Consider the following 15,039-nt stretch of genomic DNA (forward strand, 5'->3'; position numbering starts at 1 on the left):
TCAATCGAAAATATTATAAAACCGCGATCCATCGTAAAATGTAATTACTGTCGAGGATATTGCGATCAGAGCGAATAAGATCAAGGCAATATAATCGTTTTTGGAGAACGGACGACTGCTGTACCAAGTCCGTTTGCTCTTAGTTCCAAAGCCACGTAATTCCATAGCCGTACTAATATTCTCAATTCGCTCAATGCTAGTCAGAATCAAGGGCATAAGAATCGAAATGATATTTTTAAGCCGCTTAGGCAGCTTTTCTTTTCGAGAGATGTCTATTCCTCGTGCCTGAGCAGAGAACGAAATATTCTCATAATCTCTTTGGATATCCGGAATGTACCGCAGCGCGAGCGATACAGAATATGCGATTTTATAGTTCACACCAATCCGGTTTAAGGATGCTGCGAATTCACTGGGATTTGTGGTTAAAAGAAACAATAACGCCATAGGAATTACTACTGCATATTTAAGTGCAATATTTAATTGATAGAATAGTTGCTCCCATGTAACGGTATACCGACCTACAAGATGAACAATATCATGACGTGAACCGTAAACCTTTACACCTTCCAATGGAGAGAAAATAAAGATAGCTATATGATTAAGCACAAAGAATATCAAGATAAAATATAGTACAAAGGCGTAATCCTGAAATTGAACTTTAGAGATTCTAAAGGCAATTAAACTAAATAGCAGCATCACTATCAGACATCTTGTATCATATGTAATCATCCCTGTCACAGACCATACTATAAATAAAATCAGCTTAGTGGCGCCTGTAAGACGGTGAATAGGTGAATCCTGCTTCGTAAAAGTTAACATTGTGGCCTTCATCCGCCCCGGCTCCTCCTATCATATGCAATAAATCTTCTTACAAACTCTTCTGGCTGATCCAATTGGGCCTTCATAGCCAATGTAAATAGTGAGGTTTCCTTTAAGTTAGCATTCCTAACCACTTCTATATTGGTTAATACTCGCTCTGGTCTGTCATCCGCAAGCTTCACTCCATCAGATAACACTACAGCTCTATCAGCATACTCCAGCATAAGATGCATGTCATGCGTAATCATAATGACCGTCATTCCCTGCGCCCGCAGCGTGAGAAGGAATTCCATCATTTCGTTATAGTGCCTATAATCCTGAGCTGCAGTCGGCTCATCCAAAATGATGAGTTCCGGCTCTAGAATCATAATAGACGCAATAGTAACACGTTTTTTCTGACCATAGCTGAGCGCCGAGATCGGCCAGCTACGAAAAGCATATAGACCACATATTTTCAAAACATGATGCACACGCTCACGAATAAGCTCCTCTGACACGCCTCGTAACTTAAGGCCTAGCGCAACCTCATCATATAATAGCGTCTTAGAAATCATATGATTTGGATTCTGCATCACGAAACCGATCCGCTCTGCCCGCTCCTTAATCGTATCCTTGGCAATGTCTCTTCCGTTCATCAGTATCGATCCGGAGGTGGGCTTATAAAATCCACAGATTAGCTTAGATACCGTGGATTTTCCTGCCCCATTTCGACCAGCAATACAAAGCATCTCTCCTTTATTGATGAAAAGGTTAAGCTTATGCAGCACAGGCTGATTTCTCACGTATCCAAAAGAAATATCTCGCAGCTCAAGTATAGGTGGACTATCCACCTTATCCTGTCGCGCATTATTGTTGTCATACCAGGTTTTAAGTTTACTTGAACAAGCCTCCAACTGAATATCGTTTATATGCTGTGGATTCATATCTGATGTAATCGTACAACCTGCATACTTTAAAGCCGCCAAATAAAGAGGTTCCCGAATACCTACCTCTGAAAGTAGCTCAGTGCTTAACAGCTCAGCGGAAGGCATATCCGCCGCTACGCGTCCGTCATGGATCACAATAATGCGGTCCACCACACGGTGCAGTACTTCCTCTAGTCGGTGCTCGATAATAATAACTGTCTTGCCGGTCTCTTTTTGCACTCGGTCAATGAGCTCTATCGCTTTTGTGCCGGTATATGGATCTAAGTTTGCCAAAGGCTCATCAAACAGCAGGATGTCCACATCACCAACCAGAACACCGGCTAAGGTTGTTTTCTGCTTCTGTCCGCCGGACAGTTCCTGAGGTGAAGATCCCAAATAATCTTGGATATCCACCGCTGTTGCCGCAACTACTACTCTTTCTTTCATCTCAGCCTGCTGAACCGCTTGATTCTCCAGACTGAAGGCGATGTCCTCTCCAACCGTTAATCCCACAAACTGTCCGTCCGGGTCTTGCAATACTGTCCCTATCTGATCCGACAATGCTGCGATACTTAGTTCTTTCTGCTCCTGACCCATAATTTGCAATGATCCAGACATTTCACCTTTATAGGCAAAAGGGATGAGTCCGTTTATACAATGAGCCAGCGTACTTTTTCCAGAGCCTGAGGGTCCTACGATAAGCACCTTTTCCCCTTCGGCAATCGTTAAGTTGATACCTGTGAGTGTAGGTTCTTGCTGTGCTCGATATTGAAAACTGAAATCCTTAAATTCAATCACTGCTTTTCTCATCCTTGACCTTCCTCTTAGCTTCGTTTGAAGATATTCACAACCATTAGATGTTCAATAGCCATAAAAAAGCCGGTGATCTCCACCGGCTTTTGGTTTGGATTATATGCTACTCAGGCTTCTCTGGTCAAGCTGCCTTGCTTCGTTCTTGTCTTAGCATATGCAATTGCAAGTAGTGAGCCAATCACTGCCACAGTGACTATATTGGATGCTCCGGCGATAAGTCCTTGAGTGAATACTTTATTCGCTGGTTCCGCATAGATTAGAATATCTAGTACAGGTGCTACTAAGAACCAGGCGATTGCATTCGCTACAATCTGAGCCAGATTAAAACGAATCAGTTCCTTTCGTCCGAACTCCCCATCATGAATCCCAATTCTAGCCACCAGCAGACCAATGACGAGACCAACAATTCCAGAAGCGATCACCCAACTGAACCAAGGGGAACCGTAAAAAATTGCATCCTTCAATGTATGGCCGATCAGGCCAATAAGTAATCCGGCAAACGGACCGTACAACAGTGCGAACAATGCTAGTAAAGCGTATGTAGTTTCAATGTTAGTGTTTGGAATTCCGGATGGAATCGAACCGAACCTGCCCAATATAACGAATAAAGCAGAACCGATACCAATCGCTACAATGGTCTTGATCGATAACACCTTTTGTTTTGCCATCTTTTTCATCTCCCCCAACGCGTCTTCTTTATTTTATGTGATTATACATCGGAATAGTCGGAATTACTATAGACTAAAATAAAAAAATCTGCAAAGCAACATGATGTTGGCTTTGCAGACCCAAGATCTTTTATACAAGTAGCTTGCTCTATCTATTTCACCGTAACGGTTACCGTCACTGTCTTGGTGCCAATCTTACCTTTAATAGATGCCGTTCCTTTGCTCACAGCTACAATTTGCCCACTAGCAGATACTCTTGCTACAGAAGGCTTAGAGCTGGTCCACGCTGCACTTCCAGTAACAATGGCCGTCTTCCCCGTATCATACTGCGCAGTCACAACTGCATTCTGCACAGCTCCCGGAGCCATCTTCAGTCTATTTTCGTTAACAGTCAACTTCATTAGTTTAGGAACTACATTAATTTTGACACTAGTAGCAATCCCTTGATAAGAACCTGATAACGTTGCTGTTCCTTCAGCTATGGCTTTAACGGATGTACTTTTAACCGTTGCAACTGCCTCATTCGAGGACTCCCAGTTCATGCTACTAGAAATATTCCCCGTCTTGCCGTTTGAGTAGTAAGCCGTTACCTTTATAGATTTAGAGCCTTTAATGTTCAGTTCGATCGCATTTGGTTCTACAACAAGCTTAGTAACCTTTTGTTCAATGGTCACCGGGATGCTGATCGTCTTATTAGCGTAGGTTCCCTTTAAAGTTGCAGAGCCCTTTACCAATCCTTTGATTACCTTACCGGAAGCTGTTGTCTTGATAATTGCATTTGTACCAGTAATTTCCCATTCCATAGTGCCAGTAGCATCGAGTTCATTCCCATTTTCCATCACAGCTTTTACTTCAGGAACGGCCTTCTCTTCGCCAGTAACAACCACAAAGTTCTCCTCTGGTCCTAGCAAGATATGTACCTTATCCTTAACTGTAACACTCACTACAACACTTTTATCCCGGATTGCCGCCTTGGAGGAGGTAGGGTTCTCGGATTTTATTTTGCCGACAATATTAACAGTACCAGCTGCTTCAGCAACAAGCTTGCCATCCTTGATAGTGGCAATTTCATCATTGGCAGAAGTCCATTCGATTTCTTGACTAAGATCTAGCTTCGTTTCATCCAGCTTGGTTCCGTTTACCTTCGGCAAACTTACGGAATCCTCTGTGAAAATATCCAGCTCCGTCTTATCAGCTTCCAGGTTTGTAATCGTTGGATATACAGTTACTTTAAAGCTCTTACTAACGCCCATATGTTCTGCTTTAACAGTCGAAGTTCCCACTGCTTTTGCAGTGACTGCTGCAGTATCACTTCCCGCAGTAACCGTTACCGCGAGCTGATTGTCTGAAGTCCATACTGCACTACCCGATACATTCGGAGTGGAATTCGCAGCATCCCGAACCTCTGCTTTAACGTTCAAACTCTCACCCATGAACAAGAATTGATCGCCTGATGGGGTTAACATTAATGCCTCAAAAGGAGCACGTACATATACATCCACTGTTTGTGTAATTCCCAGATAAGCTACTGTAATTACAGCTTTTCCTGCAGATAGGACTTTAATTTCTCCCTTATCTACCGTAGCAACACTTGTATTAGAAGAAGACCATTCCGCTTTCGCGGTAATATCATTTGCGGTCGATTTTGTAGTCTCTTTGGTAAACGCAGCTACTTTCACCGGATTATCGCCAACGAGCATTTCAATTTCCTTAACAAGGGTATCATCATCATTCTTAATCTCAATCCCGGAATAAGGCAATTTAACTACTGCTTTGAAGGTTGCTGTTAAGTCCTTGTATTTAGCAGTAATGGTTGAAGTACCTTCACCTGCCAGGGTAATCTTACCTTCTGCAATCGTTAATACGCTTGCATTGGAGCTGCTCCAAGTGGTATCAGCCGTTACATCCTTTGCAGAAGTTGCTGTATCGCCACCAATTGCATTGGCTTTAACCAGCAATTTATCCTCTTCATCACCCAACTTATAGTTCCCCTCGGAGCTATATTCGAGCTTCAATTCTTTGATCGGATGTGAAACCTCTACTTCAATAGTAGCTAACGCATGATTATAAGTAGCTGTAATAATAGCTTTCCCGCTATCTATTGGAGTCAAAAGACCATTTACTACTTTTACAGCGTTAGTGTTAGAAGAATTCCATACCACTGCGCCAGTCACATCTCTTTTGGAGGAGGATCCTTCCACATTCGCATATACCTTCAGTTGCTTTGGCGTTTGTCCAACCGTAAGCTGCACTTTGGCTGAGCTTTCGAATTCGATCGAGTTGATGTCGCCGGTAGCTGCAAAGACACTTACCGGAAAAACCGCAGTAGCTAACAATATCATGATGAGGAGTATTTTCGTCATTTTCCTGTACACAGTCATTTGTTCTCTCCCTTAGGCTATAATGTCGTTTGGTGGTTTAAACCCACACTCTTTTACTTATATCGACAATTGTACACCAAGTGTTTACCCTATAACTCCATAAAGCCAAATTCAGGACTTTCAGACTAGATGAAAAGGTAAGGGTTGATCAATATATAAGGAAGTAATATGCTAGCTACTACATTCTTTATTGAACCAAGGGGGTTACGATGAGTACAGAGAACGTTCAACTAGAGGCAATCCCTTCTCCAAAACAGGAAGATAGCTTCCTTAAAGGGGTAAAAGATTGCATTCCCACACTACTCGGTTATTTGAGCATCGGACTTGCCGCAGGGGTTGTTCAAAAGACTGCCGGACTCAGCATTGCTGAGATTGCCTTAATCAGTCTGATTCTTTACGCGGGATCAGCTCAGTTTATAGCTGCTGGAATGATAGCCGTAAGCAGCTCGCCTGCGGCCATTATCATTACGATTTTTATCGTTAATCTTCGTCATATTTTGCTTAGCGCAGCTCTTTCACCTTATTTCCGACATCTTACCCCACTGCGAAATATGCTGGTTGGTTCTTTATTAACCGATGAGACCTTCGGTGTCGCCATCAATCAAACCTTGAATAAGGAGCAAATCAGTGAACAATGGATGCACGGACTTAACATCACCGCTTATTTAAACTGGTTTCTTGCAAATATAGCCGGTGCTTTTTTGGCCCAGTGGATTTCAGATCCGGATCAATTCGGTTTGCAGTTTGCGTTACCCGCCATGTTTATCGGCATCCTTGTGATTTCCATGATGGACCGCAAAAAAATAAGACTTGATTTAGTTGTCGCAATCCTTGCAGTGACCATAGCTATAGGAAGCTCCTTCCTGTTCTCCAGTAGTGTTGGAGTGATTATCGCAACAGTTATTGCATCTACAATAGGGATGGTGTTTGAAAAATGGAAGTAAGATGGGATGTTCTGTTGATCATTCTGGGGGCAGCTTTGGTGACCTTCATTCCAAGGGTGGTTCCATTAATGATTCTAAGCCGTTTTGAATTACCAGAATGGGGAATGCGCTGGTTAAATTATGTCCCTATCTCTGTCATGGCGGCATTAATAGGTCAGGAGATCTTCTTGAATGATGGAAAATTCTCACCTATAGCCAATAATATTGAGCTTTTTGCAGCAATTCCTACTTTTTGGATCGCGATAAAAACCCGTAGTTTACTCGGCACTGTACTGGCAGGTGTAATTTCAGTTATGATTCTGCGGATGTTTTTTTGAACATGCAGGGGACCCCAAAAGCCATGAATTGCAGTGGCTGCTGATGCACCCATCTCTTATCTGACTACTTCTTGGCGCTACGCTTAAGAATTCGTTATCAGGAGTAGCTCATTATTTGGTGTTATATTTGGTGAATTATTAGTACTTTAATTGGTGTTTTTTTGGGTGCATTTTATGCACTCCATTTGGGTCACTATCGAACCTCCCTTAGTCGCTGTTGGCATAAAAAAACACCAGATACATCAGAAGTTTCGTAAAAAACAATTTTTCTGCGTAATGGATCATGATTCATCATGCCAGTTTCGTCCATAAAAGTGTTAAAAAGATGACGTAGTACAAGTCATTTGTAGTGATTGTAAGCGAGAGCTTCTCTTTCAGTCGTTCCGCGCCTTCTGAGCATTATCTGGGGGATTTATACACCTCTTTCAGCCGGTTCGCGCCATTCGAGCGTTATCTGGGGGATTTATACACCTCTTTCAGCCGTTTCGCGCCATTCGGGCGTTATCTGGGGGATTTATACACCTCTTTCAGCCGTTTCGCGCCTTCCGAGCGTTATTTGGGGGATTTATACACCTCTTTCAGTCGTTTCGCGCCTTCCGGGCGGTTATCTGGGGGATTTATACACCTCTTTCTCACATTTCCCACCTTTCGGGCGATACGGGCGTAGTTTTGGCCTACTTTGCAAAATCACTGCTAATATATGTACCACTTTCCCAAGAAAATTTTCCTTGGAGTCCGCAAGTATGCTCAAATGGATAAAAAGCATGCTAGTATCCCATAGAGAACCGCAAGATTAGGAGAGAGCTATGCCTCTCTCATATAGCAGCTATTCCTCGGCTATGCGGTTGCATTCCTCAGCCAACGCCAAAAACACAAAGGAGCAATTCTCCATTAACGGGAGAATTGCTCCTCTGCTGTCTTTTAACTAACATCTATTCCTTAACGAACAGCCTGCTTAAGACCGCTCTGACTTACCCCGATCAATTCGCCTCGGCATTCATTCACACCAGCTTCGGTGATCTTCACATCACAAAGTTCGCCTTGAAGTGAATCCTCACCCTCAAAGAACACCTGTAAATAGTTATCACTGAAACCATGTTGCGTACTGCGACCCGGCGCACCCTTGGCTGATCTTTCTGGAATTACGCTAAGCGTCTGTCCAACAAACTTACGGGCATAAGCTAATTGCATCTCTTCAGATAGATCAATCAGTTCCTGAACGCGTACATTTTTGATCTCCTCGTCGATCTGATTCTCCATCCGTGCTGCAGGCGTACCTGTCCGCTTGGAATAAGGGAATACATGCATCTCGGAGTAATTTATAGCTTTCATGAAATCGTAACCTGCACGGAACATCTCATCGGTCTCACCCGGAAATCCAACGATAACGTCAGTGGTAATTCCCACATCTGGCATCGCCTGGCGGATCAATTGCATTTTGGCGTAATATTCTTCGGTCGTATATTTACGGCGCATCGCCTTCAGCACATCATTATGTCCGGCTTGTAGCGGGATATGCAGATGACGGCACATTTTGGAGGAACGGTTCAGCACCTCAAGCAGCTTCTCATCAATCTGACTAGCTTCGATAGAACTGATACGTACCCGTTCCAGTCCATCCACCTTATCTAGATCCCACAGCAAATCGGAGAGACGGTAATTATCCAGATCATCGCCGTAGCCTCCGGTATGAATACCCGTAAGTACAAACTCCTTATAACCTGCTTCTACCAATTGATGCGCTTGAGCGACAATGCTTTTGGGATCACGACTGCGGGACAGCCCCCGCGACCATGGAATGATACAGAAGGTGCAGAAGTTGTTGCAACCATCCTGAATCTTCATAAACGCACGCGTCCGATCCGCAAAGCCCGGTACATCCATCTCTTCGAACTCACGTGTCTTCATAATATTACGCACAGCGTTAACCGGCTGGCGTGAGGCTTCAATGTTCTTCACATGCGTCATAATCTGATCGCGGTCCTGGTTACCAATAACAAGATCGACTCCAGGAATATCTAGAATCTCCCCAGGCGAAGTTTGCGCGTAACAGCCTGTTACGGCTACGATAGCCTCCGGATTACGGCGCACGGCACGGCGGATCATTTGACGGCTTTTTTTGTCACCTGTGTTAGTTACAGTACAAGTATTAATCAGATATACATCGGCGGGACCCTCGAAATCAACCTGCTCGTAACCTTCATTTTTAAATAGCTGCCAAATGGCTTCGGTATCATAGAAATTCACTTTACAACCTAAAGTATAAAACGCTACGGATGGCATCTCTTAAGCTCCTCCCATTTCTCCAGATTCATATAAAATACAAGCAGCGGCAACCATGCCCGCTGTCTCACAGCGCAGAATACGCCGACCTAGTCCTACGGATACTGCCCCGGCTTCCTCTGCCTTTTGGCATTCCTCCGGCGTAAAGCCTCCCTCAGGACCTACTACTACCATTACCTTCCCACCAGTCTCTGGCGAGAGCGATGCTAACCAAGGCGCAACACTGCTACGAAGTTGCAAGCCTTCCTCTTTTTCATAGCAGAAATAAACGGCATCATACTCGCTAAAAGTCTGCAAGAGCTGTTTCCAAGAAAGAGGTGAGGCTACAGCCGGAACGATATTCCGGTGAGCCTGTTCGGCAGCTTCCTTACAAATTTTACGCCAGCGATCCAGTCGTTTGCTTTCCTTACGCTCGTCGTATTGCACTATCGTGCGCTCTGACAGAAAAGGAACAAAGCTCACAGCACCAATCTCTGTGCACTTCTGAATGACCGTTTCCATCTTATCAGCCTTAGGCAAGCTCTGAGCTACTGTAATTTTAATTCGAGGTTCATGCATCATCTCCAGAGACTCCAAGATGTTCACAGTGACCTCCCCAATTTCAATCTGCGCAATCTCTACTAATGCCTCACGGGAAACACCATCGCTCACAATAAGCTTGTCCCCTGCCTTACCACGCATCACTTTAGCAATATGACGGGCATCTTCCCCATCAATTCTCACGGTATCCGCACCAAACTGCTCCGGTGTAACGAAATATCGCTGCATCTCATCATCATCCTGTTCATGAATTCAGTAACAAATATAAACGCCTTCGGCATCCTTATAAGGACGGTAAGCGTTTAATCAAAAAATATAAGTAATAAAGTATAACGCGAAACTTATCCCTTATTATATTTGAAGAAACGGCTTAGTCGCCCGTATGAGGACGTCACCCGTTTCTTCAAGAAATATAAATATGGCTCAGGCGAAAATCAACTATCAAATTTTGATCAAATTACATAATACAATGTTTGACAAAGGTTGAACAGACTTCATTCCTTGCCTTAGCTGCCAAAAATTCTTAGTGACAGCTGTACAAATGTTCTCGACATTTCACTAGCCCAGATTGCTAGCGGATCAATCGTATAAGTCCGTAGCCCAGGAATAAACAGAATCAATAAAAAGAGGAATACAGCCCATTGTTCAAACTGCTGTAATTTGCCGCGGATCGAACGTGGGGCGATATCTTCCACAATCCGATAGCCATCCAGTGGCGGCAGCGGAATAAGATTGAACAGAAACAGAAAGAAGTTCCACTGAATGAAGGTGCCAAAGAATAAGTATACAGCCTCAAGCATGCGATCATTCGAGATATTATCTAGAACTCCAGTTGCCGCAAGTGCACCGTATATTATAGCACCAATAATTCCTAAGAGCAGGTTACTGATTGGTCCCGCAGCCGACACGATGACTCCCATGAGACGAGGACGACTAAAGTTATCGCGGTTTACCGGAACCGGACGTGCCCAACCGAAGCCGGCAACTAGCAGGAGCAAAATACCAAAGAAATCGAAATGAACAGCAGGATTAAGCGTCATACGGCCAAGTAATCTTGCTGTTGGGTCACCAAACTTATTTGCGAAATAAGCATGACTGAATTCATGTACTGTAAAAGCAATTAAAATCGTAATCAGCAGGAAAGGAAGCTGATCTAAATCTACTCGAATTATATTTTGTAATATATCCATCTTTACCTCTTTCCGGCTGTAAACGCCACCCAATCTTCCTCACGGGATATTTCAATAATCTCAAAGCCAGACGCTTTCAGCGCGTTCGCCACAAGTCCTTCTTTATCCTTGTAAATACCAGAGGTAATGTACAGACCCCCAGGTTGAAGCGCGCGGTATACATCATCCGTAAACAATACGATGATTTCCGCCAAAATATTCGCAACTACAATTTGTACAGGCAATGTCACGCCAAGGCTGCTTTCTTGTCCTTGCTTAGCAGAAACGGTTCCTTCTAGAGAGTGACCAGGTCTAGCGGATGGCCACATTTCTACAGCCGCTGTATCAGCTACGCCTTCCCCGCCAAGCAGCGATAGAAGATCGCTCTCTTTTACTGTTATGGATGATTCAAGCTTGTTAAGGGCTACATTCTCCCGTGCACTTTCCACAGCCACCGGATCCAAATCTAAGGCCAATACGGATTTTGCACCTAGCAGCATCGCGCCTACAGCCAGAATTCCTGAACCGGTGCCGACATCGATAACTTCTTCACCGCCGCTAATGTTCTTTTCAAGTGCACGGAGGCACAGAGCTGTTGTAGGGTGCGTCCCTGTACCAAATGCCATGCCAGGGTCGATCTCAATGATGGCTTCATCTGGGTTCTCAGGCGTATACTCCTCCCAGGTTGGTTTAATCGTGAGACGCTCCGATACCCGCAGCGGTTTGAAATATTGCTTCCAAGCATGCGCCCATTCGTCTTCATCCACAGTCTTCCAAGAAATCAACGCTTTGCCTGGATCAATCCCGTACTCATGCAATTCGGCTACCCGTGGAGTCAATTCTTCTATAACAGCATCCATATCTGTGGAATCGGCATAATACCCTTTTATGACCGCTTCCCCTTCAGGAATATCATTCAAAGGTTGGTCGTACAATTCACCATAACGTGTATCCCGTTCTTTATTCAGTGTGCCGGATTCCTCGATAGAAACCCCACCCGCACCAGCTTCATATAAAAAATTCGAAATCATTTCCTGTGCTTCTTCTGTTGTATGTATCGTCACTTCATGCCATAACATCTTTATGTAATCCTCCTAAAAGTTTTGTGAGCATTTGCTACACTTGAATTTACTTCGTGCAAAACTGACTTCGAAAGCATAGGCTTTGTTTTGTGAGCATTTGCTTCATTGATTTACTTCGTGCAAAACTCGCTTCGAAAGCATTCGCTTCATAGTATAACATTTCTTATTGGTGTAACGCCAAACTACAGCTCAACGACCTGCGACATCCTCTTTGCGCCTGCAAAAGCAGTTGAGCGAATGATCATCCACCATCCCTATTGCTTGCATAAAAGCATAGCATATTGTAGTACCCACAAACTTCATGCCTTTCTTCTTTAATGCCTTACTCATCTCATCAGACTGAACCGTCGAAGCAGGTACATCTGCACGAGTCTTCCAATGATTAATAGTTGGCACACCTCCGACAAAGCTCCAGAGATACTCTGCAAAGCTGCCATATTCCTCGCAAATTTGCAAATACACACCCGCATTACGGATGATAGCATCAATTTTCAATCGATTTCTAATAATCCCTGGATCACTCATTAGCTCTGCAATTTTGGCTTCATCATAATGAACAATCTTATTCGGATCAAATCCGTCAAATACTTCTCTGAAACGCGCCCGTTTTTTTAGTACAGTGTACCAGCTCAGCCCTGCCTGCATCCCTTCCAGCATAAGCAATTCAAACAGCATTTGGTCACCATACAGAGGCTTTCCCCACTCTTCATCATGATAGGCAATATATAGAGGATCATCATTGACCCAAGCACAGCGAGTGACTTCCATCATTTTCCCCCTTTAATTATTCATAGCTAAACCTTTACAACGTCTACTCACTGTATACGAAAAAAAGGGAAGAACACAAGGTTCATCCCCTAAAAAAGTTATTCTATTTTCTATACGCTTACGTATTGCCTACCTCTTAAGGCTGGATCTGCACTCTCGATTCTTTATCCGGATCATCAGTTGTATAGTAGAACATATATATAGTAGCTTCTGTACCTTTGAAATCCTTATACACATCAATGGCCTTATTGTTTCCATCCCCCGCGAAATTGACGGTTATCGGTTTACCTAGAATGCGCTCTTTACCCAGCCCGATATGTGTCTGGTTAATTCCACCGAAGCGTGCATCTTCACTCCCAGTTTCTACGTAAAGATCGGATCCCTGCATATAGTATGTCCACTTCACCGGATACCCGCTGAGTTGCTGGATAATCGTCTGTTTCTTTTGAGAGATATTCGTTAAAAGCAGCGGTATTTTGTCAGCATTATTATTGGTGATTTTATAGCTGCCATGCTGAGTCACCTTATATTTAGCTACAAAGGTAATCGGAGTCTCTTGCGTAATTTCAAGGTCAACTGGCCGTTCGAAACGAAGCACTGTCAGCTCTGGCTCACCTTCTGGAGATCTCCATAAATTACCCTCAAGCGTCTTGCCTGCTACTTCAAGAGCATACTTTTTATAAGGGAAGCTATTGTCTATATCTTTACTTCTAACAGTGACTCGAATTTGAGTAGGCGACACAATCATATTCTCAAGTGTATAATCAGTTTCACCTACCTCAAGCGGCAGTTTAAGACTCGTTTTTATCGTCCCGCTTTCCATCTGTTTTTTGCTTAATTGAAGATCGAATGAAAGTGGTCCATTAACATCTTTTTCTTTCTTCATATATTGCAGCTTATAAGTCATTTGACCGTCGGAAACATCCTCCGCTTTAAAGTATTGCTGCGCTGTATACTCCCCTTTTTCTCCTGGTGTACCGAAAGTACCTCCAGGCAGTGAGTTTATAAGCGTTCCGTTTTTGTACCCGACAATATTTGGATAAGCCCAGCCTTTGGCTTCCGGCTGATCAAAAATGATCGCTGAAGAGAATAACATTTTCTCTTGACCTTGGGTAAACGGCTTCACCTCTATGCTGCGCATCCCCTCCTGTCCAATAGGGAAGCTCTGTGTCTCCGTCGAGTGAATATCCAGTGGCAAATCTAACGATTGTTCACTAAAAGCCTGCATATCATTTGTAACTAGCCGAACATTCACGGTGTCCTTCTCTGGTGTCCATTCACTTTCGAAATAACCGTTATAAATTTGGTTTTTCTCGTCCCAGTTCAGATAGTTGTACGCTTCAGAGCTGTTCGCCCCCTCAGTTCCTTTTAGCGTCATCTCATTCACACGCCAAATTTCATTGTCCTGTCGTTGTCCAACATCCAATGTGAATAAGATGACCGTCCGATTCTCATCCACGATGGCTGTATGTAGCTTTAATGTTACTCCCCCCTTCGTTATCGATTGATCCAGCTTTTGGCCGAGATTTTGTGCCAGAACGGCTTGAATTCCACCTCTTCCATGGAGCATTGTATCCCAGTTATAATGAACTGCCGCATACACCGGCGCCGCCGCTAGAACTACTGAGAACGATGAAACAAGTGCTATTTTGCTCCAGTTTCTCCCCTGTTTCTGGCGACCGCTGCTCATCCGAGTGTGAAAAGATGTTGTATTTTTATGTTCAATTCTCTCCCACATGCTTTCAAAATCAGGATATGTTACACTTTGATCCTCATTTAACTGATGCTCCAGCATATTCTCCAACTTTTTCATAAGATTCGCCCTCTTTCCGTTCAATTTGAACCCCAGCCTCCAGCAAAATTCTCCGCAATACCTTTAACCCTTTATGCAGCCTTGATTTGGTCGTCCCGAGCGGGATGGATAGCAGGTCTGATACTTCAGCCAAGCTGAAATCATGCATGTACCTAAGCGTAATCACCATCCGAAGTTTGACTGGGAGCTGGCTCAAATATTTCGCCCATTCCATTGTCGTCTCCCGCTGCTCAATCAATCGTTCTACAGGGATTTCAGGAGACTTCTTAAATAAATAAAGATTGTCTGAGATTTTTTGTTGTAAAGTACGCTTCCGTTTCAAATGATTCAGGCAATGGTTGACCGTTATTTTCATAATCCAGGCCTTCAAATGCTCTACGTTCTCACGATTCGTGTGAAATACGGTAATGAACACATCCTGCGTCAAGTCCTCCGCATCCGCCGCGTCATGCACCATATAGTAGCAGGTCCGATATACATCCTTGTTGTAGGCTTCGAATAATTCCCGATTAGTCTCCAAATCTTTCTCCCTCCTTT

The 15,039-nt window shown here is 43.8% G+C and carries 13 protein-coding genes; 2 read left to right on the forward strand and 11 right to left on the reverse strand.

The genetic code is table 11. The features are described 5' to 3' along the window. The 4 genes from ACN6MV_RS23975 to ACN6MV_RS23990 form a co-directional block, all read right to left on the reverse strand. Positions 1–831 (reverse strand): energy-coupling factor transporter transmembrane component T family protein, encoded by an 831-nt coding sequence (locus ACN6MV_RS23975; RefSeq protein ID WP_042130353.1) that lies wholly within the window; start codon positions 829–831, stop codon positions 1–3. After that, the gene (locus ACN6MV_RS23980) at positions 828–2,534 is read right to left on the reverse strand and encodes an ABC transporter ATP-binding protein (RefSeq protein ID WP_042130355.1); all 1,707 of its coding nucleotides are present in this window, start codon (positions 2,532–2,534) and stop codon (positions 828–830) included. The genes ACN6MV_RS23975 and ACN6MV_RS23980 overlap by 4 nt, the downstream gene beginning before the upstream one ends. A 110-nt stretch (positions 2,535–2,644) precedes the next feature. Beyond that, the gene (locus ACN6MV_RS23985; protein WP_375103717.1) at positions 2,645–3,214 is read right to left on the reverse strand and encodes an ECF-type riboflavin transporter substrate-binding protein; all 570 of its coding nucleotides are present in this window, start codon (positions 3,212–3,214) and stop codon (positions 2,645–2,647) included. Between the two features lie 143 nt (positions 3,215–3,357). Beyond that, complete coding sequence (locus ACN6MV_RS23990; protein ID WP_042130359.1) at positions 3,358–5,586, reverse strand: hypothetical protein; 2,229 nt, start codon at positions 5,584–5,586, stop codon at positions 3,358–3,360. Positions 5,587–5,795: 209 nt separating this feature from the next. Between ACN6MV_RS23990 and ACN6MV_RS23995 the strand changes: the two genes are divergently transcribed. Together ACN6MV_RS23995 and ACN6MV_RS24000 are read left to right on the forward strand one after the other, a co-directional pair. Continuing rightward, positions 5,796–6,530, forward strand: coding sequence for an AzlC family ABC transporter permease (locus ACN6MV_RS23995; protein ID WP_042130361.1), 735 nt, complete (start codon positions 5,796–5,798; stop codon positions 6,528–6,530). Beyond that, the gene (locus tag ACN6MV_RS24000; RefSeq protein ID WP_076117335.1) at positions 6,521–6,847 is read left to right on the forward strand and encodes an AzlD domain-containing protein; all 327 of its coding nucleotides are present in this window, start codon (positions 6,521–6,523) and stop codon (positions 6,845–6,847) included. The genes ACN6MV_RS23995 and ACN6MV_RS24000 overlap by 10 nt, the downstream gene beginning before the upstream one ends. A gap of 939 nt (positions 6,848–7,786) precedes the next feature. Here ACN6MV_RS24000 and mtaB read toward each other — a convergent pair. The 7 genes from mtaB to ACN6MV_RS24035 all read right to left on the reverse strand — a co-directional run bounded on the left by mtaB (position 7,787) and on the right by ACN6MV_RS24035 (position 15,022). Then, complete coding sequence (mtaB, locus tag ACN6MV_RS24005; protein WP_042130364.1) at positions 7,787–9,130, reverse strand: tRNA (N(6)-L-threonylcarbamoyladenosine(37)-C(2))-methylthiotransferase MtaB; 1,344 nt, start codon at positions 9,128–9,130, stop codon at positions 7,787–7,789. A gap of 3 nt (positions 9,131–9,133) precedes the next feature. Next, positions 9,134–9,898 (reverse strand): RsmE family RNA methyltransferase, encoded by a 765-nt coding sequence (locus ACN6MV_RS24010; RefSeq protein ID WP_076117337.1) that lies wholly within the window; start codon positions 9,896–9,898, stop codon positions 9,134–9,136. A 278-nt stretch (positions 9,899–10,176) separates the two neighbouring features. Beyond that, positions 10,177–10,860, reverse strand: a complete 684-nt coding sequence (locus ACN6MV_RS24015) for a site-2 protease family protein (RefSeq protein ID WP_042130368.1) — start codon at positions 10,858–10,860, stop codon at positions 10,177–10,179. 2 nt (positions 10,861–10,862) lie between these two features. Next, positions 10,863–11,918 carry a 50S ribosomal protein L11 methyltransferase gene (gene prmA, locus ACN6MV_RS24020; protein ID WP_419885023.1) on the reverse strand — a complete coding sequence of 352 codons (1,056 nt, stop codon included), beginning with the start codon at positions 11,916–11,918 and terminating at the stop codon, positions 10,863–10,865. Positions 11,919–12,110: 192 nt separating this feature from the next. Then, positions 12,111–12,689: a DNA-3-methyladenine glycosylase I gene (locus ACN6MV_RS24025; RefSeq protein WP_419886809.1), complete on the reverse strand. Its 579-nt coding sequence runs from the start codon at positions 12,687–12,689 to the stop codon at positions 12,111–12,113. A 136-nt stretch (positions 12,690–12,825) separates the two neighbouring features. Then, on the reverse strand, positions 12,826–14,502 hold the full coding sequence (locus tag ACN6MV_RS24030) for a DUF4179 domain-containing protein (protein WP_419885024.1): 1,677 nt from the start codon (positions 14,500–14,502) through the stop codon (positions 12,826–12,828). Continuing rightward, the gene (locus ACN6MV_RS24035; RefSeq protein ID WP_076299677.1) at positions 14,462–15,022 is read right to left on the reverse strand and encodes an RNA polymerase sigma factor; all 561 of its coding nucleotides are present in this window, start codon (positions 15,020–15,022) and stop codon (positions 14,462–14,464) included. Before ACN6MV_RS24035 ends, ACN6MV_RS24030 begins: the two co-directional genes overlap by 41 nt. Positions 15,023–15,039: the final 17 nt, after the last annotated feature.

This window comes from Paenibacillus sp. B-A-8 (assembly GCF_048572915.1).
In the GTDB taxonomy this organism is placed as follows: Bacteria; Bacillota; Bacilli; order Paenibacillales; family Paenibacillaceae; genus Paenibacillus_AQ.